General features: G+C 76.1%; 18 protein-coding genes. 11 read left to right on the top strand and 7 right to left on the bottom strand.

The features are described from left to right. Positions 1-256: 256 nt before the first annotated feature. Positions 257-694 carry a hypothetical protein gene (locus ABZY91_RS37065; RefSeq protein WP_355408023.1) on the top strand — a complete coding sequence of 146 codons (438 nt, stop codon included), beginning with the start codon at positions 257-259 and terminating at the stop codon, positions 692-694. A 115-nt stretch (positions 695-809) separates the two neighbouring features. Here ABZY91_RS37065 and ABZY91_RS37060 read toward each other — a convergent pair whose 3' ends face one another. Then, a complete protein-coding gene (locus ABZY91_RS37060; RefSeq protein WP_355408021.1) occupies positions 810-1,430 on the bottom strand; it encodes an HAD-IA family hydrolase in 621 nt (206 codons plus the stop codon). A 502-nt stretch (positions 1,431-1,932) separates the two neighbouring features. Here ABZY91_RS37060 and ABZY91_RS37055 point away from each other — a divergent pair. The 4 genes from ABZY91_RS37055 to ABZY91_RS37040 all read left to right on the top strand — a co-directional run bounded on the left by ABZY91_RS37055 (position 1,933) and on the right by ABZY91_RS37040 (position 5,691). After that, a complete protein-coding gene (locus ABZY91_RS37055) occupies positions 1,933-2,748 on the top strand; it encodes a putative protein N(5)-glutamine methyltransferase (RefSeq protein WP_355408019.1) in 816 nt (271 codons plus the stop codon). Between the two features lie 197 nt (positions 2,749-2,945). After that, complete coding sequence (locus tag ABZY91_RS37050; RefSeq protein ID WP_355408017.1) at positions 2,946-3,800, top strand: NmrA family transcriptional regulator; 855 nt, start codon at positions 2,946-2,948, stop codon at positions 3,798-3,800. Positions 3,801-3,961: 161 nt separating this feature from the next. Next, the gene (locus tag ABZY91_RS37045) at positions 3,962-4,531 is read left to right on the top strand and encodes an anthrone oxygenase family protein (RefSeq protein ID WP_355408015.1); all 570 of its coding nucleotides are present in this window, start codon (positions 3,962-3,964) and stop codon (positions 4,529-4,531) included. A gap of 62 nt (positions 4,532-4,593) precedes the next feature. Beyond that, positions 4,594-5,691: an AraC family transcriptional regulator gene (locus ABZY91_RS37040; protein WP_355408013.1), complete on the top strand. Its 1,098-nt coding sequence runs from the start codon at positions 4,594-4,596 to the stop codon at positions 5,689-5,691. Positions 5,692-5,784: 93 nt separating this feature from the next. On the opposite strand, the gene ABZY91_RS37035 is transcribed toward ABZY91_RS37040, so the two are convergent. From ABZY91_RS37035 to ABZY91_RS37025, 3 genes are all read right to left on the bottom strand, one after another. Beyond that, a complete protein-coding gene (locus ABZY91_RS37035) occupies positions 5,785-6,288 on the bottom strand; it encodes a DUF1772 domain-containing protein (protein WP_329881011.1) in 504 nt (167 codons plus the stop codon). Between the two features lie 364 nt (positions 6,289-6,652). Beyond that, the gene (locus tag ABZY91_RS37030; RefSeq protein WP_355408011.1) at positions 6,653-7,336 is read right to left on the bottom strand and encodes a histone deacetylase; all 684 of its coding nucleotides are present in this window, start codon (positions 7,334-7,336) and stop codon (positions 6,653-6,655) included. A 115-nt stretch (positions 7,337-7,451) separates the two neighbouring features. Further along, positions 7,452-7,853: an SH3 domain-containing protein gene (locus ABZY91_RS37025; protein WP_355408009.1), complete on the bottom strand. Its 402-nt coding sequence runs from the start codon at positions 7,851-7,853 to the stop codon at positions 7,452-7,454. A gap of 250 nt (positions 7,854-8,103) precedes the next feature. Between ABZY91_RS37025 and ABZY91_RS37020 the strand changes: the two genes are divergently transcribed. Then, positions 8,104-10,005 (top strand): serine/threonine-protein kinase, encoded by a 1,902-nt coding sequence (locus tag ABZY91_RS37020; RefSeq protein WP_355408007.1) that lies wholly within the window; start codon positions 8,104-8,106, stop codon positions 10,003-10,005. A 101-nt stretch (positions 10,006-10,106) separates the two neighbouring features. Then, entirely contained in the window at positions 10,107-10,598 is a 492-nt protein-coding gene (locus ABZY91_RS37015; RefSeq protein WP_355408005.1) for a histidine kinase, read from the top strand. Positions 10,599-10,648: 50 nt separating this feature from the next. Here the strand turns inward: ABZY91_RS37015 and ABZY91_RS37010 are convergent, their stop codons facing one another. Continuing rightward, positions 10,649-11,704, bottom strand: coding sequence for a winged helix-turn-helix domain-containing protein (locus ABZY91_RS37010; protein WP_355408003.1), 1,056 nt, complete (start codon positions 11,702-11,704; stop codon positions 10,649-10,651). 62 nt (positions 11,705-11,766) lie between these two features. Between ABZY91_RS37010 and ABZY91_RS37005 the strand changes: the two genes are divergently transcribed. Beyond that, positions 11,767-13,020: an MFS transporter gene (locus tag ABZY91_RS37005; RefSeq protein WP_355408001.1), complete on the top strand. Its 1,254-nt coding sequence runs from the start codon at positions 11,767-11,769 to the stop codon at positions 13,018-13,020. Positions 13,021-13,143: 123 nt separating this feature from the next. Here the strand turns inward: ABZY91_RS37005 and ABZY91_RS37000 are convergent, their stop codons facing one another. Together ABZY91_RS37000 and ABZY91_RS36995 are read right to left on the bottom strand one after the other, a co-directional pair. Beyond that, positions 13,144-13,956: an SDR family oxidoreductase gene (locus tag ABZY91_RS37000; RefSeq protein ID WP_355407999.1), complete on the bottom strand. Its 813-nt coding sequence runs from the start codon at positions 13,954-13,956 to the stop codon at positions 13,144-13,146. 337 nt (positions 13,957-14,293) lie between these two features. Further along, a complete protein-coding gene (locus ABZY91_RS36995) occupies positions 14,294-14,500 on the bottom strand; it encodes a cold-shock protein (protein WP_355407997.1) in 207 nt (68 codons plus the stop codon). A 439-nt stretch (positions 14,501-14,939) separates the two neighbouring features. Between ABZY91_RS36995 and ABZY91_RS36990 the strand changes: the two genes are divergently transcribed. From ABZY91_RS36990 to ABZY91_RS36980, 3 genes are all read left to right on the top strand, one after another. Next, complete coding sequence (locus tag ABZY91_RS36990) at positions 14,940-15,908, top strand: alpha/beta hydrolase (protein WP_329881001.1); 969 nt, start codon at positions 14,940-14,942, stop codon at positions 15,906-15,908. Positions 15,909-16,183: 275 nt separating this feature from the next. Further along, positions 16,184-16,549, top strand: a complete 366-nt coding sequence (locus ABZY91_RS36985; protein WP_355407995.1) for a hypothetical protein — start codon at positions 16,184-16,186, stop codon at positions 16,547-16,549. Between the two features lie 445 nt (positions 16,550-16,994). Further along, a complete protein-coding gene (locus ABZY91_RS36980) occupies positions 16,995-19,712 on the top strand; it encodes a M4 family metallopeptidase (protein ID WP_355407993.1) in 2,718 nt (905 codons plus the stop codon). Positions 19,713-19,872 lie beyond the last annotated feature (160 nt).

Here is a 19,872-nt window from a genome sequence, read left to right as displayed (position 1 = left end):
CCACGCCACCCGCCGCCCGCACCGCCGCACCGGACCGCCCACCCCCGGGGCGGTCCGGTCCGGCCCGTTCGGTGCCCCGGTCGTGCCCCCGTGGGCGCCCCGCCCGGGGCCCGGTGCGCCGCGTCCGTCCGTCCGCTTCCCCTCGCCCGGCCCCGCGTACGCTCCGGACACGCCCTCGAACGGCGCAGCGTCCGGCCGCCGGGCCTCCCCGTCCGGTAGGGAATGGCTCGTCCATCGCCTACCCGAAGGGGTCGTCATGAAGATCGTCGAGTCCGCCGTCCGCGCGGCCTGTTCCGCCCTGCTCCTCGCCGCACCGCTGGTGGCCGCGCCACTGGTCGTCGCCCGGCCCGCCGCCGCCGAGGGGCCGCACAACGCGCAGGAGGCCGCCGTCTGCCGACAGGTCCTCGGCACGCTGCTCGGCGGGGCACTCGGCCTGGGCGGCCAGTCCGGCGGGGCGGTCTGCGCCGTCCAGCCGGAGAAGGAGGCGCCCGCCGAGGGCGCGCCCGCCAGGATGTCCTCGGCCGCCGTCACCTACGACCTCCCGGCGATGCGTCAGCAGGTGGCGGAGCTCCGTCAGAAGGCCGTCGCGCTCGACCTCCTCGGCGAGCACGCCGCCGCCCGGGAGGCCCGCGCCCAGGCCGACGCGCTGCAGCGGAGGATCGACCGGATCGTCGAGGTCGAGGAACGCGTCTGATCCCGCCCCGCCGGCCGCCGACCCGCCGCCTGCCCGTCGCCTGCCGCCCGCTCCACGCCGCCGACCCGCCGGTCGAGGTCCGGGGCGGGTGTCCGGGGTGGGCGGCGCGGTCCGGTCACTCGTCCAGGAGCGGTGCCAGGGCCCGCCGCAGATCGGCCGGCTCCCGGAAGTCCACCGCCGTCATGCCGAGCCGGGCGGCCGCCGCGACGTTCGCGGGGCCGTCGTCGACGAACAGGCAGCGGTCCGGCGCGACCCCGGCCCGGCGGGCCGCGACGCGGAAGATCTCCGGGTCGGGCTTCGCCACCCCGACCCGGGCGCTGTTGACGGTGCCTTCGGCGAGGTCGCCCAGCCCGGCCGCCGCGAGGTCCTCCTCCAGCCAGAGCGTGGCGTTGCTGACGAGGAGGACCGGCACCCGTTTCCGGGCCTTCCGCAGGAGCCCCACCACGGTCGCGTCCAGGCGGGCGGGCGCCCGGGTGAGCGCGGCGGCCAGCGCCCGGGCCCGGGCGGCCGGCACCGCGGCCGTCAGCCCGTGGGCGACCTCGGCGGCCCACTGGTCCCGGGTCAGCGCACCGAGGACCAGGCGCAGGGCCGTGCCGTCGGCGAACGCCACCGCGGCGGTGGTGCCGGGTGGCAGCCCGGCCTCCTCTTCCAGACGCCGCACCTCTCCGTGGTCGACGAAGCGGATCACACCGTCGACGTCGCACAGGACGGCTTCGGGTTGCCGAGGGATCGTCATGGACTCTGCGTACCAGCCCGGGGCGGCCATCGCCAGAGGGCCGGTCCCGTGCGGTCCGTGCGGAGGTCCGGAGCGCCGCCCGGTCCCGGCACCAGGAGCCACCGGGAGTCGTCGGGAGTCGTCGGGAGGCACCGGCAGGTGCCGGACCGGGGCGGGAACAGGCCGGCGCGACCCCGGGGATCCGGCCCGGGCGGCACGCGACGGTTCGTGCCCTTCCCGGGCATGCCCCGCCGGTCCTCCCGGCGGATCCGGTCCCGCCGTGGCGGCCCCCCGCATGGGGTAGGGTGGCGGGCGCCGCAGAAGAACGCGCTCGAACGGGAGGTGAGACCCATGACCGCTGTGCCGGAACGGGTGCTCCCCGGCCGTGACCGCGACGCCTCCGCGTCGTACGCCTAGCAGTACCATCGCAGGCCGTACCACGTGGAGCAGGTCGCCGTACGGCGACGGATGCGCGGGTAGCCCCGAGACGGATGTCCTCACACCTGTTCTCCGAGGGGTTTCCTTGTCTGTCGTTTCCTCCGCCTCGCTGCGCTCGTCCGTGACCGCCCGACTCCGGGCCGCCGGCTGCGTGTTCGCCGAGGACGAGGCGCGCATCCTGCTCGCCGCCGCCGGGTCCGCCGTCGAACTGGCCGTGATGGTCAGCGACCGGGCCGCCGGCCGCCCGCTCGAACACGTCGTCGGCTGGGCCGAGTTCGCGGGTCTGCGGATCGCCGTCGACCCGGGCGTGTTCGTGCCCCGGCGGCGCAGCGAGTTCCTGGTCCGCACCGCCGTCGCACTGACCGCCCCGGCACTGACCGGCGAGGACGCGCTGGTGGTCGACCTCTGCTGCGGCAGCGGCGCCCTCGGCGCAGCGCTGGCCGCCTCGGCGGGCCGCCCCGTCACCCTCCACGCCGCCGACCTCGATCCGGCGGCCGTCCGCTGCGCCCGCCGCAACCTCGCCGCGGCCGGGGCCGAGGTCTACGAGGGCGATCTCTTCGAGGCGCTGCCGGCCGACCTGCGCGGCCGGGTGGACGTCCTGCTCGCCAACGTCCCGTACGTGCCCACCGCCGACGTCGAACTCCTCCCGGCCGAGGCCCGGTTGCACGAGGCCCGGCCCGCGCTCGACGGCGGCACCGACGGGCTCGACGTGCTGCGCCGGGTGGCGGCGGACGCCCCGCACTGGCTGGCCCCGGGCGGCACGCTGCTGTTCGAGACCAGCGACCGCCAGGCGGCGACCGCCCTCGACGTGGTCACCGCCGCCGGTCTGACCGCCGCCCTCGCGTTCGACGACGACCTCGACGCCACCGTGGTCACCGCCACCCGCCCGGCGGCGGGCTGACACCGCCCCCAGGTGCCCCGGGACCGGATGCCGGCCGGTCCCGGGGCACCTGGGGCGCACGGAGGAGCCAGGGGCACCGGGGCACGGGAGGCCGGTGCGGGCGGGGCACACGGTGCGGGAGGGGCGTAGACGCGCGCACATGCGACTGAGACCGGCGGCCATGTTCCGCGGCTTCCGGGCGGAGTTGACTGATGGCCATGAGCGAAGACACCAAGAACACGCAGACCACCGCCCCCACCGCCTCCGGCACCACGGTGCTGGTGACCGGCGGCACCGGCAAGACCGGCCGACGCGTCGCCGACCGCCTGACGGCCCTCGGCCACACCGCCCGGATCGGCTCGCGCACCGCTCCGGTCCCGTTCGACTGGAGCGACGAGTCGACCTGGGACGCGGCACTCGACGGCGTCACCGCCGCCTACCTGGCCTACTACCCGGACCTCGCGTTCCCCGGCGCGGTCGAGACGGTCGGGGCCTTCTCCCACCGGGCTGCCAAGGCAGGGGTCGAGCGACTGGTCCTGCTGTCCGGCCGCGGCGAGGAGGCCGCCCAGGCAGCCGAGGAGGCCGTCGCCGGGGCCGGCACCGGCTGGTCCGTCGTCCGGTGCGCCTGGTTCAACCAGAACTTCTCCGAGAGCTTCCTCCTGGAGGCCGTCCTGGCCGGCGAACTGGCGCTGCCGGCCGGGGTCGCGGACGAGCCGTTCGTCGACGTCGACGACATCGCCGACGTGGCGGTGGCGGCGCTCACCGAGGACGGCCACCACGGCCAGGTCTACGAGCTGACCGGACCGCGCCTGCTCTCCTTCGCCGACGTCGCCGCCGAACTCTCCGCGGCGTCCGGGCGGGAGATCCGCCACAGGGCGGTCACCCCGGACGAGTTCCGCGAGGTCCTGGCCGGGATCGGCCTGCCCGGCGAGTTCGCGGACCTGTTCACGATGATCCTGGACGGCCGCAACGCCTTCCTGGCGGACGGGGTCCGGCGGGCGCTCGGCCGCCCGCCGCGCGACTTCGTGGACTACGCGCGCGCCGCCGCCGCGTCGGGTGTCTGGAACACCTGAGCCGGCCCCGGGCCCGCCCGGTTCCTCCGCAGCCCGGTCCCGGCCCGGTCCGGGGATCCCACCGCGATCCCCGGGCCGCCGCCCGCCGGTCCGCCGCTCCCGCCCGTAGTCCTGATGGCACCCCCACCCGTAGTCCTCACCACACCCCCCGAGGAGTCCCCGTGCCCGCCGCCGCCCCGACCCGTGTGAACGCCGCCGCCGCGGCCACCGCTGCGCCGACCACCGGCGCCTCCCGCGCCACCGGCCCGGTGCTGGTGGCCGCCACCGCAGCCATGGGCCTGATCTCCGGCCTCCTCTTCGCCTTCGACGTCGCCGTCATGCCCGGCCTCGCCGCCGGCGACGACCGCACCTACGTCACCGCGATGCAGAACATCAACACCGCGATCACCAACCCGGTGTTCGGCACGGTCTTCCTCGGGGCCCTCGTGGTGCCGGCCGTGGGCACCTGGCTGCTGCGCCGCTCGGGACAGTCCGCCGCCGCGCTCTGGACGGCCGTCGCGACCCTGCTCTACACCGCCGCCGTGGTGGTCACCGCGGTGGTCAACGTCCCGCTCAACGACCGGCTGGCGCAGGCCGGGGACCCCGCAGGGGGCATGGACACCACGGCCGCGCGCGCCGCGTTCGACTCCGTCTGGACCACCGCGAACATCGGCCGCACCCTGCTCTGCACGGCCGCCGTCGTCGCCCTCTCCCGCGCCCTCCTGCTGCACCGCCGCCCCGCGTCCCGCTGACCGGTCCGGTCCACCGGACTGACGTGTGATCAACCCGCGCCCTCCGTCTAGGCTTGATCCTCATGGACACCCTGACCGGGCTGCTCGACGGCCCCAAGGCCCGTGGCGCGTTCCTGCTGCGCTCCGTCCTCAGCGCCCCGTGGTCCCTGCGGATCGAGGACCGCGCGCCGCTGTCGGTGATCACCGTGCTGCAGGGCGCGGCCTGGATCCGGCCCGACGGCGGGGATCCGGTGCTGGTCCGGCCCGGTGACCTCGCGCTGCTGCGCGGGCCCGACGCGTACCGCCTCACCGACGGCGGCACCGACGGCCTCCCCGCAGGCCCCGCCGGCCCCGCCGGTGTCCCCGCCGCCGGCGCCGTGCTCGCCCCGCCGGCCCCGGGGGAGGCGGCCGAGATCGTGATCGGCCCCGGCCAGGTCTGCTCGCGCGACGGCGTCAGCGTCGCCACCGAGATGGCCCTCGGCCTCCGGACCTGGGGCGAGACCCGGCCCGGCGACGAGCGGCCCTCGGTCCTGCTCACCGGGACGTACCAGGAGGAGCACGAGATCGGCCGCCGGCTGCTCGCCCACCTGCCGACCCTGCTGGTCCGCCCCGCCGGGGTGAACACCACCGAGGACACCCTGGTCCGCCTGCTGGCCGCCGAGGTCACCCGCGCCGAGCCCGGCCAGGAGGTGATGCTGGACCGGCTGCTGGACCTGCTCGTGGTCGGCGCGCTGCGCGGCTGGCTCTCCTCCCCGGACGGCGGCGCGCCCGCCTGGCTGCGGGCCGAGCACGACGAGGTGGTCGGACCGGCGCTGCGCCTGCTGCACGACGACCCCGCCCGGGCGTGGACGGTCGCCGGGCTGGCGGCGGAGGTCGGGGTCTCCCGCGCCGGGCTGGCCCGCCGGTTCACCTCGCTGGTCGGCGAGCCGCCGATGGCCTATCTGGCGAACCGGCGCCTGGCGACCGCCGCCGACCTGCTGCGGGACCCCGGGCACACGATCGCCTGGGTGGCCCGCCGGGTCGGCTACAGCGACGCGTTCGCGCTCAGCACCGCGTTCAAGCGGGTGCGCGGCCTGACCCCGCAGGAGCACCGCCGGCTCGCCGGGGCCGTGGCGCCGGCCGCCGGATCGGACTCCGCCCCGCCGCAGCCGGCGGTGACGACCGTCGTACTGGCCGGCTGACACGAACACGCCGGTGGCGCCGTCCCCGGTGCGGGACGGCGCCACCGGCGTGCCGGGCTTGTGCCGACCGACCTCCCCGGAGCGGGGGCGGTCTCAGTTCGCCGTGGTGTGGCAGTGCAGGACCAGGGCCCAGCAGAGGAACCCCAGCGCCGCCGTGCAGAGCAGCGCCCGCGCGGTGTTCCACCGCACCCACCGCGCCTCGAACCGCCCGCGGACCCGCACCGGATCCGCGATCCGCTCCGGGTCCCCGGCGGCGGCCAGTGCGTTGTTCAGGGGGATGTTGACGATCCTCGTCACGGCCAGCGATCCCGAGTAGCAGACCAGTGCGCCCAGGGTGGCCGGGAGCACCCGGTGCCCGTCGGCCGGCAGGTGCAGCGCCACCGCGAGCGCGGTGAAGACCAGCGCGCCGAGGAACCCCAGCAGGAACCAGCCGTTGAGGATCGCCACGTTGATCCGCTGCATCACCTGGATGAACGTCAGGTCGTCGGTCGTGCGCAGCCCGGGCATCACCGAGCAGGCGTAGGCGTAGAACAGCCCGGCGCTCAGTCCGGTGGTGATGGTCGCCGCCACCAGGGTGAACACCCGGATCGCCTCCATACCGCCCCTTCGTCCGTCGGTCACTCACCGCCACCGCCCGGTCGGCGGTCGCGCCCCGGCCCCGCGGGCCGGTGTCCAGGTCGATCATCCGGCATCGAACGGCCGTTTGCCCACCGAATTGCCCGAGCTTCCGGTCGTGGTGACGCGCAGTCATCTCCGGGTTCGCGCGGGCCGGCGCGGTTCACGGGGTCGGACCGCTCGGACGGTGCAGTTCAACGGGGCGACCGAACTGTGCCCGATCGGCCAGACCACCGCGCAGACCGTCCTCGGGGACTCCTTCCGTGCCGACGGGTCCCCGCCCACCGGCCTCCGCTTCCGGACGGCCGTCGACGACCGGCGGGCCGATCCCCGGAACCGACCGGGGTCACCCAGCCCCGGCCGGGTCGCCGGCCAGCGCCGCGAGGAGTCCGGCGGCGGTCCAGTGATCGGCGGCGCCGGGGCGGCTGCTGAGATAGGGGGCGGCCCGCTCGGGCGGCCAGCCGTGGGCTTCGGCGAGTCCGGCGGCGAGGTGGCGCAGGTAGCCGACGCGCGGAACGTTCAGCGCCGCCCCGGCGAGCGTCCACGGAGCGGTGAAGGTCAGCACCGGGACGCCCCCGAGGGTGCCCGGGCAGACCAGCGTCTCGTACCGGCCGGACCCGAGCGGGTCACGGCCGGACCGCAGGACGGTCGTCAGGTCGAGGTCCGTACCCGCCGGACGGCCCATCTCCTGGCCGACGATGTCGCTGAACTGCCCGACGGTCAGCAGATGGGCCCGGGCGGGTGTTGCGTCGGGCTGCTCCGCGTCGTAGAAGCCCATGCCGCCGCCCCAGACCCTGGACTCCAGGGCGAAGTAGAGCAGGCCGGGCAGGTGCACCGGTGCCGACCGCCGGGGCGGTCGGGTGTCCCGGCAGCCGGGATGGCGGTGTGCGTCGCCGTGGGCCCGGCCGCCCCGCAGGTAGTGGGTGAGCCGGTCGACGCTCATGTTCGAGCCGTAGGCGGCGTACCAGATCCGGTCGTCCGGGCCCGGAGGGGCGGCCGGGGGACCGGCGAGCGGTCGGATCTCCTCCACGCGCGGTGACGCTACCCGATCAACGGGCCAGGCACCGCCGCCTCTTGCTCCGGTGCCGGCCCGTTCCCGGGCGGTCGGGATCGCCTCACGGGGGGGGGCGGGGGTGCGTGCGGGCTCAGCGCGGGCCCGGGGGAGCGGCGGGCGGCGTCGGGCAGTGGCCGACGCGCGGCCCCGCCGGGTGCGGGCGGCTGAGGAAGGACCAGAGGACCCAGCCGGTCAGGCCGGTGCGGCCGACCACCACCCGGCTCCAGCGGGCGCCGAGCGGTGAGATCCAGGTGTCGACGATCTCGACCCGGTCGCCGCACCGGGTCAGCCCCAGGACGGTCTCGTTGACCGAGTGGTCACGGCGCACGTTGACGGCGCTCGCGGCCACCTCCCAGGTGCCGGAGCCGCCCGGTGGCGGGGCGTCGGCCCGTCCCGCCGCCGGGTGGTGACCGGTTCCGGCGGCCACCGCCGGGAGGGAGAGGACCAGCAGGGAGAGCGCGGCCCAGGCGGTCTTCCCGACGTGTAGAGGCATACCGGGAGAACGAGCCCGCCCGGCGTGCGCGGACCGTGTCGCGCCAGTGCCACCCGGACGGCGGTTGTGGCTCGCCCACCCGGGTGCAACAGCGACGACCGCCGCCGCTCCCGCGGTGCCCCGGGCCGGGAGCCGGCCGGTCGGTGGGCCGGTGCGTCAGCGGGGCGGACGGCCGGTCCGGAGTCGGTCGGGCAGCAGGTGGGACCGGGTGGTGGGCACGGTCGGGCCGTGGGCCCCTACCATGTGCGCCATGAACACTGGGGGGCCGGAGACACGGCTCATCGACGACCGCTTCGAACTGCTGGAACGCCTCGGTGGCGGGGGCATGGGCCTGGTCTGGCGGGCCCGCGACACCATGCTGCACCGCGAGGTCGCGCTCAAGGAAGTCCGGCCGCCCGACCCGGCGATGGCTGCCGCGGACCCGGCGGGCGCCCTTGAGCTGCGCGAACGCGTCCTGCGCGAGGCCCGCGCGCTCGCCCGCCTCCAGCACCCCAACGTCGCCGTGATCCACCACATCGTGGACACCCCGGGCCACCCCCACCCCTGGCTGGTCATGGAACTGGTCAGCGGCGGCAGCCTCGCCGACCGGATCGGCCGGGGTCCGCTCAGCGTCCCCGAGGCGGCCCGCATCGGCCGGGGCGTCCTCGCCGCACTCCGCGCCGCCCACGCCGCCGGCATCCAGCACCGCGACGTCAAACCCGGCAACGTCCTGCTCCGCCCGGACGGCACCCCCGTGCTCACCGACTTCGGCATCGCCGCGGTGCAGGACTCCACCGCCCTCACCGCCACCGGCGCGCTCATCGGCTCACCCGAGTACATCGCCCCCGAACGCATCCGCGGCGAGGAGGGCAACCCCTCCTCCGACCTCTGGTCGCTCGGCATGATGCTCTACGTCGCCGTCGAGGGGCACCACCCGCTGCGGCGCGCCACCACGCTCGCCACCCTCGCGGCCGTCCTGGACGAACCGCTGCCCCCGGCCACCCGCTCCGGCGCGCTCGGCCCGGTCCTGGCCGGACTGCTGGCCCGCGACCCCGGACTCCGGCCCGACGCCGACCAGCTCGACCGGGCCTTCGCCGCCGCCGAACAGGGGGCCGGCCTGGGGGTCGGACACGGTCCGGGACCGGTGCTGTCCGCTCCCACGGCCGGCTGGGCGCCGACCCACCTGGACACCCCGCACCCCTCGGCGGGCGGGCCCGTCCCCACCGGTCCCGCGGTCGCGGGGACGGACGCCACCGGATTCGCCGTCAACGGGTTCGGGGTCGACGGCTCGGGCACAAACGGCTCCGGTACCGGCGGCTCGGGCACAAACGGCCTCGGTACCGACGGCTCCGGTACCGGCGGCTCCGGTACCGGCGGGCTCCACCGGAGGGACTTCGCCACCACCGGCAGCCACCCCGGCCCGACGTCCACCCACTACCTCGGCGGTACCACCCGGGCCGGCGTCTCGACGACCGCACCGGAGCGGCCCGCCCGCCGCCGCACCGGCGCCGCGGTGACCGTCGCGGTGGTGGGCGTCGCGCTGGCCGGAGTCCTCGCCTGGTCGCTCCGGCCGCACGGCAACACCGTCGGCGGGTCGAACACCACCCCCAGCGCCTCCGGCGTCCCGGGCGCGTCCCCGACGTCGACGGGCTCGGCCGCCCCGGTGGACCCGCCGCCCGCGGCGACCACCCCCGCCGCGCCGACCACGAAGCAGACGGCCAAGAACACCCCGGCCCCCAAGGACCTGATGACCCCCGACGGCGTCCGTACGGTGGTCGCCGCGGTGACGGCCCAGTCCGGCAGCACCAAGGTCAAGCAGCTCACCGTCTACCCCAACTACGCCAGCGCCCAGGTGCCGACCGCCGACGGCCGCGGCTACGACTGGATCGACTACCGCGACGGCGCGACGACCCGGCGGGTCGGTGGATCGATGGGCAAGGACAAGCCGGTCGACCTCGCCCAGTACGACTGGGACGTCATTCCGGCGCTGCTGAAGAAGGCCGACGAGTCGCTCAACGTCAAGAACCCGACCAGCCGCTACCTGATCATCGACGCCTGGTCGAGCGACGGTGTGGCGAGCATCCGGGTCTACCTCTCCGACGCGTACAGCAACGGCGGCTACCTGTTGGCGGACAGCAAGGGCAACGTCCGCCGCGCCTACGCGGCGGACTGAGTGCGGGCGGCCCCGGACGGTGGACCACCGCAGGGCGGGCCGCCCGGGGCTGGACCAAGCTGGACTGGCCCCACCCCGCCGTGAGAGGAGCCGTCGAGGCCATGAGCGAGAACCACCACGTCCTGTTGCTCGACTTCACCGACCGGGAGTCCTGCCGGGCCGCCTTCGAGGACGCCGAGCACCTGCCGGGCCTGCGCCAGTCCGCGATCGTGGAGCGGCTGGCGGACGGCACTCTCGACTTCCCCGTCAGCCAGGTCCGCGGCGCGGGCGCGTCGACCGTCGGTGCGGGTGTGGTCGGCGGCCTGGCCGGCCTGCTGGCCGGACCGATCGGCGGGCTGCTGGGCTGGGCGGCCGGAACGGCGCTCGGCAGCGCCGCCGAGAACCGGCGGGACACCGACGGCGGCGCCGGACTGATCGTCCTCAGCGAGCAGGTGGAGAACGGCCACAGCCTGCTGGTCCTCGACGTGGCCGAGACCTCGCCGGAGCCGGTCGACCGGCTCGCCGAGCGCCACCACGTCCAGGTCCGCCGGATCCCGGCGGACGAACTGGCCGAGCGGGTGAAGCAGGCGCAGCGCGCCGCCGAGGAGTCCTGAGCCGACCGGTCCGTCGCCCCGGGCGGGGCCGGCCGGGGCCCGGGCCCCCGTCAGGACGGTTCCGTCCCGGCCGGGCAGGCGTCCAGCAGGACCCGGCCCGCCGCGGTGAGGACGTACGGCACCGAGCGGCCGACCCGGCGTCGGTGCGCGAGGCCGGCCTCGCGCAGGATCCGGAGGTGGCGGCCCACCGAGCCCAGCGGGAGCCCGGTGAGCGCCACCAGCTGGGTGGTGGTCCTGGGTACGTCGAGCTGGGTGAGGAGCCCGGCCCGGGCCGGCCCGAGGAGTGCGGCCAGCGCCTGCGGCACCGGGCGCCGCCCCTCCTCGGCGAGGACGCCCGCGCAGGGGTAGACGACCGCGAACCGCCGGCCCGGACGGGCCCGCCGGCCGTCGACCGGCGGGACGTCCCAGCAGACCCAGCTCCGGCTCGGGGTGACGGGGACGAACAGCAACTGCGCACCGGCGAGTTCCAGCGGAGGGCTGTCGGACGGGGTGACCTGCAGGCGGCTCCCGCCGAGCCAGCGCAGGCCGGGGCGCATCCCGTCCAGGGCGGCGGCCCACCCGTGGGTGCCGTGTCGGGCGGTCCGGGCGAGGGCGTCGGCCTCGATGATCCGCCTGCGGTGCGGCCAGGACGGCCGGACCGTCTCCGTCCACACCCACGCCAGCAGGTCGGCGGCGCGCTCCGCCAGGTCGTCGCGGCGCAGCAGCTCCGGCACCGGACCGCCCAGGGCCTCGGCGAGGTCGGCCCGGACGACGCCGGGCGGGGTGGCCCGGACCGGCTCCAGCTCCCGTGCGAAGGCCGCCCCGCCCCGGTCCCCGCCCCCGCTCTCACCCCCGCCCCCGCTTTCGCCCTCGGCGGCGGGCGTCGGGGTGAGGAAGGTGGCGTTCCACCGGGGGCCGAGGGCCGCGCCGACCAGGGCGGCGGTGACCGGGTCGGCGGCGGAGCGTTCCCGGTACCGGGGCAGATGGGCGTCCAGCCACCGGCGCTCGCCGGGGTGCGCGGCGGTGCCGTGCCGCAGGGTCTTGAGGGCGGCGACGGTCTCGGCGAGCGGTGAGACGACGAACCGGCTCTGCGCCAGCGTGTCCGCGTCGACCTGCCACCACCCCATGCGTTTTCGCCTCCCTGCGAAAACCTAACGCCCCGCACCCCGGGCCGACGAGACTCCCCGGCATGCGTACCTACCGAGAGCTCTTCCGGGCGGGGGAGTTCACCCCGCTCCTGCTGGCCTCGGCCGGGCAGACCGCGGCCCAGACGCTGGGCGGTCCGGCACTGGGCCTGCTGGTGTTCCGGCGGACGGGCTCCCCGTTCCTCTCCTCGCTGGCCATGTTCGGTCCGGCCCTCGGGCAGCTGGTCGGCGCGGTCACCGTGCTCTCGGCGGCGGACCGGCTGCCGCCGCGCGCCGCGCTGACCGGGGTGGCGCTGCTCCTGGGTGCGGGCACGGCCGCGCCGGCCGTCCCCGGGATGCCGCTCTGGGCGGTGTTCCCGGTGCTGCTGGCGCTCGGCGTGGCCGGCGCGGTCGGCGGCGGCGCGCGGTACGGGCTGCTCGACGACATCCTGGCGCGCGACGGCCGCCTGCTCGGGAGGTCCGTCCTCGGCATGTCGGCCGGCGTCCTCCAGATCTGCGGATTCGCGGCCGGAGGCGTCCTGGTGACGGTCCTCTCCCCACGCGGCACCCTGCTCGTGGCAGCCGCCCTCCATCTGCTGTCCGCAGGGGTGGCGCGGTTCGGGCTGGGGCGGCGGCCGGCCCGGGCGTCCGGACGGCCGTCGGTGGCCGAGACCTGGCGGACCGACGTGCTCCTCTGGTCCTCGGTGCCGCGCCGGTACGTGTACCTCGCGCTCTGGGTGCCGAACGGTCTGATCGTCGGGGCGGAGGCCCTCTACGTGCCGTACAGCCCGCACGGGTCCGGCCTGCTCTTCGCGTGCGGCGCGCTCGGGATGCTGGCCGGGGACGCGGTCGTCGGCCGCTTCCTGCCGGCCCGCCGGCGGGAGGGCTGGGTCGTGCCGCTCTGCGTCCTGCTCGCCGCCCCCTACCTGTTCTTCCTCCTGGAACCGGGCCTGCCGGTCGCGGTGGCGCTGGTCACGGTCGCCACGTTCGGGTACGCGACGGGCCTGCTGCTCCAGGACCGGCTGATGGAGCTGACCCCCGGGCGGCTCGCCGGGCAGGCACTCGGGCTGCACACCTCGGGCATGCTCGCCATGCAGGGGGTGGGGGCGGCCGTCGCCGGAGCCCTGGCCGAGTCGACCTCCCCGGCCACCGGCATGGCGGCGACCGCGGCCCTGTCGCTGGCCGTGACCCTGCTGCTGGCACCGGGGCTGCGCAGCGGCGGCCGGACCGGCGGCCGGACCGGCCGCCCACGAGGAAGGCTGCGGCGGATCCCGCGGTGGAACCCGCAGCGAGACCTGCGGCGCGAACCGTCCGGGTGAGGTCGTGGACCCGGCCGCCGAGCCGCCCCCCGCCGAGCCGCCCCCTGGCGACGGCGACGGCGACGGTGACGGCGACGGCGGAGGTGGCTCGGGCCGGGAGGGCCCGGCCGGCCCCGGGCGGGGTCAGGCGTCCCGGCGCGGCTCGACCCGGAAGTCGAAGGCGGTGGTGCCCGGGTCGAGGGCGGTGACCCCGCCGTCGACCGTGAGCACCGCGCCGTTCACGTAGCTCGCGGCCGGTGACAGCAGCCAGCCGACGGCCGCGGCGACCTCCTCCGGTTCGCCGGGCCGGCCCGCCGGGCTCAGCCGGGTCGCCACCTCGTAGGCCTCGTCGACGCCGCCCGCGAGTCCCGCCCGCTCCGCGAGGCGTGCCATCGGGCGGTCGGCCATCTCGGTGCGGACCCAGCTGGGGCAGACGGTGTTGGCCCGCAGCCCGAGCCGGCCGTAGTCGACGGCCAGCGAACCGCAGAGCTGCAACAGCGCGGCCTTCGAGGTCGCGTAGGCGGCGTTGGCGGCCCCGTTGCGCAGGGCGGAGACCGAGGCGACCGCCACCACCGCCCCGCGCGACTCCAGCAGGTGCGGCAGCGCCGCCCGGAGGAGGAGGAACGGGCCGGTCACGTTGGTCCGCATGACCAGCTCCCAGTCCTCCGGCGTCACGTCGCCGACCGAGCCGGGCCGGCCCACTCCGGCGTTGAGCACCAGCCCGTCGAGCCGTCCGAAGGCGGTGACGGCCGCTGCCACGAGCTCCCGGACGCCGTCCGGGTCGGTGGTGTCGGACACGTGGGCGAGCGCGCCGGTCTCCCGGGCGACGCGCTCCAGCGGCTCGCCGCGCCGGCCGGAGACGACCACCTGGTGGCCCTCGTCGCGCAGCAGCCGGGCGGTGGCCGCGCCGATCCCGGTCCCGCCGCCGGTGACGATGACAACGCGCTGTTCCGCCATGGGTCGGCGCCTCCGTGGACTTCGATGATCATCGGACCGTCGGATCCTACGCCGACGGCCCGTCAGCTTCGGAGTCGGGCCGCCCGGGCCGGCGGGGGCGGTTCACACGTCGGCCGGCCGTTCGCCGCGGCCGGGCCCTGCTGGACCCGGGTGCCGCGGCCGGGCCGGCCGGAAGTGCGGGGCGAGGTGTGCCGCCCGCGCCACGGCGGCCCCCACGCCGATCCCCCCGCCTCGTCGCCGGGACCGGGATCGCGTGAGGGCCGCGCGGGCGTCCGGGGAGCTCCCGGACGGATGGTGCCGCCGACCGGCCGTTCGGGGCCGGGTGCCGAGCGACCCGTCAGGCGATCGGCACGACCCGCTCCGCCTGCGGCCCCTTGGGCCCCTGGGTGACGTCGTATTCGACCCGGGCCCCCTCGGCCAGCTCCTTGAAGCCCGTGGTCTGGATCGCGGAGAAGTGGACGAACACGTCCGGGCCGCCGTCGTCCTGCTGGATGAAACCGAAACCCTTCTCGCCGTTGAACCACTTCACAGTGCCTGTTGCCATCAGTGCCGATCCCTCGTCGCATCCTGCGGCGCGACCCGCGCGCCGGCCGGGCCCATGTACGGGCGACGGCGTCTGAAGCATGCATTCCTGAGGTGCTCCGAGAACCCGTTTCGACTCCGTGTCAACGAAGCTCACCCGTTCGTGCGACCGTGAGAACGGCGGCGTCACCGCCGACGCGACGCACCCCGTGACGCACCCCGTGACGCACCCCGGGCCGCGGCGCCGGGGGAGCGGCGGCTCCGTCGGGCGAGGCCGACGGCGAACCGCTGCTCCGGGGGAGGGGCACGGCTCCTGACTCCGTTCGGGGCCGGTGTGCGCGGACGGTCAAACGCTGTGCGCGCCGGGCAAAGCCGGTCGGGGACCCCTGGCCTACGGTCGGTTGTGCCGCCTCCCGCCGAGGTCGGCGCACCGATCCCCCCCGCACCGAAGAGGCCGCACCATGACCGATTCCGCCCCCGTCACCCCCGTCCTGGAACCCGCCGCCGCGGCGTTCGCCGCGGACACCGCCAAGCCCCCGTTCCTCTTCCAGCTGCCGCCCGAGGAGGGCCGGGCCGCCGTCGACGAGGTCCAGTCCGGCGGGAGCGCCCGCCCGGACGTGGACGACGAGTGGGTGACCGTACCGGGCGGCCCGACCGGCGAGGTCCGGGCGCGGATCGTCCGCCCGGCCGGTGCGGTGGGCGAACTGCCCGTCGTCCTCTACGTCCACGGCGCCGGCTGGGTCTTCGGCAACGCCCACACCCACGACCGGCTGGTCCGCGAACTGGCCGTCGGCACCGGCGCGGCCGTGGTCTTCCCGGAGTACGACCGGGCCCCGGAGCACCGTTACCCCGTCGCCCTCGAACAGAGCTGGACCGTCGCCCGCTGGGTCGTCACCGAGGGCGCGGCCAAGGGCCTGGACGCCACCCGGATCGCCGTCGCCGGCGACTCGGTCGGCGGCAACATGAGCGCCGCCCTCACCCTGCTCGCCAAGGAGCGCGGCGGGCTGCCGCTGGTCCACCAGGTGCTCTTCTACCCGGTCACCGACGCGGCCTTCGACACCGCCTCCTACCACCAGTTCGCCGAGGGCTACTTCCTGCGGCGCGACGGCATGCAGTGGTTCTGGGACCAGTACACGACCGACGAGGCCCAGCGCGCCGAGATCACCGCCTCGCCGCTGCGCGCCACCCTCGAACAGCTCGCGGACCTGCCGCCGGCCTTGGTCGTCACCGGCGAGGCGGACGTCCTGCGCGACGAGGGCGAGGCCTACGCCAACAAGCTGCGCGCGGCGGGCGTGCCGGTGACCGCCGTCCGCTTCCAGGGCATCATCCACGACTTCGTGATGCTCGACGCGCTGCGCGGGACGCACGCCGCCGAGGCGGCGATCGCGCTCGCCGTGGCCACCCTGCGCGAGGCCCTCGCCGAGCGCTGACCCTCCTCCCCGTTCGCTTCCCGTCCCGTCCCCCGGACGCCCGGGGCTCGGGGCGGGGGCCGTCGGGGCTGACCGCGGTGGTTCCTTGGGGTCGACTCCTCCGCCCGCCTGGCGCGCCGTGCCCGTCGGATCCGGGACGGTGCGTCAGCATGCCGGACAGGCCGCGGCGGCAGGTCCGACGCCTCCCGGTCCCAGCCGTCCGTCCACGCATCGGGGTGCCGCCGGTGGGGCGGCTCCCGCGCGGCGGCCGCCCCGAGGATCCGGAGTTCCAGAAGATGATCACAGTGTTCCGTATCGACGCGCCCCCGACCGGCATCGAGACCGGGGAGGACGGGGCCGAGGTCACCCCCGAGCAGATCGAGGAGGAGATCCGCGCGCGACAGGCTTTCGTGGACGCGGTCTCGCCCTACCTGGCCGCCCTGCCGGACCGGCCGATCAGCCACTCCGGCAACGTCGAGAAGGTCGAGCTCCTCGGTGCGGACGTGACCACCCGGCTGAACCGGTACCTGCTGCTGGTGACGGTCGACGTCGGCGACCCGCGGATCGACTTCGACTCCTTCGTGCCGGTCGGCACCACCGTCACCCCGGTGATCGAGGGTCTCCGTCCGGTCGCCCAGTGGCCGGCCGCGGGCCGGTCCTGAGCTTCTCCGCCACTCCTCCGCCACTCCTCCGTCACTCCTGAGCACCTCTGACCGATCCTGACCGGGGCCGGCCCGGCGGTATCCGGCCGTACCGGCCGGTCCCGAGACTCCCGGCCGGTACGGCCGAACCTCCGGCCCCCTGTGGAACGCGGCCCGGTGCGCGGCACGACCGCGCACCGGGCCGTGCCGCGTCTCGGGCCCGAACGACCCCCGATAGGTCAGTCGTCGACATATGACGCCCGATGTCCTATGGTCAGTGCACGGCGGGCCGTCGGGGGTTGGAAGATCCGATGCGCCTGGTGCTGCATCGCGCCGGCCCGCCCCGTTTTCGCCCTCCCGGCAGCCTGTCGGCCGGGCGTGAGCCGGCGTGCGGGCCCGTCTCCCGCCGGCCGTTTCCACTGAATCGTGGTCCAGGGGAGGATCCGTAGTGCTTCACCGTTCCCGCATGCCCAAGGTGCTCGGCGTCGGCACCGCCGTCGTGCTCGGCCTGGGGCTCGGCGTCCCGCCGGCGTTCGCCGGACCGGCCGCCGAACCCGACCCCGTGCCCGGCCTGGTCGCCGGTCGGGACACCGCCGCGCCCCAGCTCGTCACCGGCCTGTCCGAGCCCGCCGTCGGCGCTGACCCGGCCGGCGCGGCACTGGCCCACCTCGCCGCCCACCCGGACCGCTACCGCGTGGACCCCGCCCAGCTGGCCGAACTCGGCACCGAGCGGGCCTCCGACGGCCGGCGCACCGTCAGGTTCGAGCAGCGGTACGGGGGAGTCCCGGTGCTCGGCGGGCAGTACCTGGTGCACCTCACCGGCGACGGAGCCGGGCAGCGCGTCGAGTCGGTCGGCGGGAAGTACTTCACCGGCCTGTCCGCGCCGACCGCCGCCACCGTCCCGGACGCGGTGCTGCGCGAGCTGGCCCTCACCTCGATCGACGATCCGGGCGCCCGGGCCGGAGCCACCGCGGAGGACCGCGGCCTGGTGATCCTGCCCGGCCACACCGGCCGCCTGGCACGGCACTTCACGGTGCGCGGCGCCGGACCGGACGCCGCAGGACGCCCGGCCCGCGAGGTCTACGTGGACGCCACCGCCGGCGTGATCGCCCTCGCCCACGACGCCCGCTCCCCGTACCCGGCGGGCGGCGCCGCCGCCCGGGCTGAGAGCGCGCCCGGCGCCCCGGCGACCTCCCCCGAGGCCGCCACCGGCACCGCCCCGGACGTCCTCGGCCGCTCCGCCAAGGTCAACATCGTCCGCCTCCCGGACGGGAGTTACCGGCTTGTCGACGTCACCCGGTCCGCCTCGATCACCACCTACGACGCGGCCGCGCGCGACGAGTTCGACTTCAACGGAGGCATCCCCGCAGGCGTCCTCCCGCCGGTCTCCCCGACGCCGGACTTCCCGGCCGGCACCGGCACCAGCGGCGCCACCGACGCCCACCTCAACGCGGGCGCGGTGTACGACTTCTACCGTGACCGGCTCGGCCGGGAGGGCCTGGACGGCAAGGGCGGCGCGATCACCTCCGTCGTCAACCTGACCTCCGGCGGCAAGCCCATGGTGAACGCCTACTGGGACGGCTCGAAGATGCTCTACGGCGCCGCCAGCGACAAGCGCCACCCGTTCTCCGTGGCGCTCGACGTGGCCGGCCACGAGATGACCCACGGCGTCATCGGGAACACCGCGAACCTCGTCTACCTCGGCCAGTCCGGCGCGATGAACGAGGCGCTCGCCGACTACTTCGGCAACGCCATCGAGGTGACCACGCGCGGGACGGCGATGAACGACCCGCGCGCCGCGCTCCTCGGCGAGAGCCTCTGCCTGACCGGCACGCCCGAGGCCTGCGCGGACCGCCGGATGGACGACCACCGGACCACCGTCGACGACTACCTCGGCGTCTCGCCGTCCCTCGACAGCGGCGGCGTCCACCTCAACTCCACCATCTTCTCCGGCGCGCTGTGGGACATCCGGCGCACCCTCGACCCGCTCACCGCCGACCGGCTGGTCTACCGCGCGCTCGCCGAGTACCTCACCCCGGTCGACGACTTCGTGGACGGCCGCAACGCGGTGCTCGCCGCCGGCCGGGCCCTAGGCCTCAGCCGGACCCAACTCCGCACCGTGGCCAACGCCTTCGACGCACACGGGATCCGGGCCGGCTGGCAGCAGCGGATCGGCCTGGACAGCCGGGTGCTGCTCCGCGACGCCTCCACCGTGAGCATCGCCCCCGCCGCGGCCAAGGGCCGCTGGGTGGCGGCGACCGCCGAGAAGGGCGGCAAGGGCTTCCTCTCGGTCTTCACCGGCGCGGTCACCGGCGGCGGCACGCCGACCAGGATCAGCCCGGCCGACGGCCGTTCGCACGGCTGGCCTGCCACCGACGGCACCTCCGCCGCCTGGGCCTCCATGGGGACCGACGCGCAGGGCAGTTGGGGGATGGAGGTCTTCGCCCGCCCGCTGAACGGCGGCGAGCTCCGCAGCGTCCACCGCGGCGCCAACCAGTACATCTCCGAGGTCCAGGTCTCCGGCGGGACCGTCGCCTTCCGGGTGAACGACTTCGGGTCCGGCCGGACGTGGATCCAGCTCCACCGCGACGGGGCCCCCGCCGTGGAACTCCCCGTGGCGGACGACCACGACGTGACCGCACTCAGTCTCAAGGACGGCCTGCTCGGCTGGAGCGAGGACTGGACGACCGGTGAGACCCGCTCCTCGGCGGCCACCGTGTACTCGGTCGCCGAGGGCAAGGTCGTGGCCCGGTACCCCGCCGCCGGCGGGGCGTCGGTCTCCTCCACCGTGCTCGCGGGCGGCCGGGTGCTCTGGGTCGAGACCCCCGCCGACCGGACCGGGCGCAGCTCGATCCGCTCCGGGGCGCTGGACGGATCCGGCGTGACGGAGCTGCTCCCCGGCGACTCGACGTACGCGAAGCTGCGCCCCACCATCACCGCCTCCGACCGCGCCGTCACCTTCGGGTACCGGGACGGCGACCGGCCGGCCGGTGGCTGGTCCAACGCCGCGCTGTCCAAGATCTGGCAGATCCCGATCACCGGCGGCACCCCGCAGCGGGTCTCCTGCAACCGGGGCGGCCAGTACCTGCCGGCCGCTGACCAGGGCACCCGGGTGGTCTGGCTGGACGGCTCGGCGGGCCGTACCGACCTGGTGGTCCGCGACCGCCCGGCCGGGTCCTGCTGACCCGACCCACCCGATCCACCTGACCGGGCGACCCACCTGACCGGGCGACCGCCCGACGACGGCAGCCAGGACCAGGCCGTAGCGCAGGCCGCTGACCCGCAGCCGTCGGCTGACCATGATCAGGGCGCCGAGTTTGACCGCCTCCTCGATCAGGCCGACG

The organism is Kitasatospora sp. NPDC002965, assembly GCF_040611255.1.
Lineage (GTDB): Bacteria > Actinomycetota > Actinomycetes > Streptomycetales > Streptomycetaceae > Kitasatospora.
The sequence above is the reverse complement of the archived record's forward strand: the minus strand, read 5'-3'. Positions and strand labels throughout refer to the sequence as shown.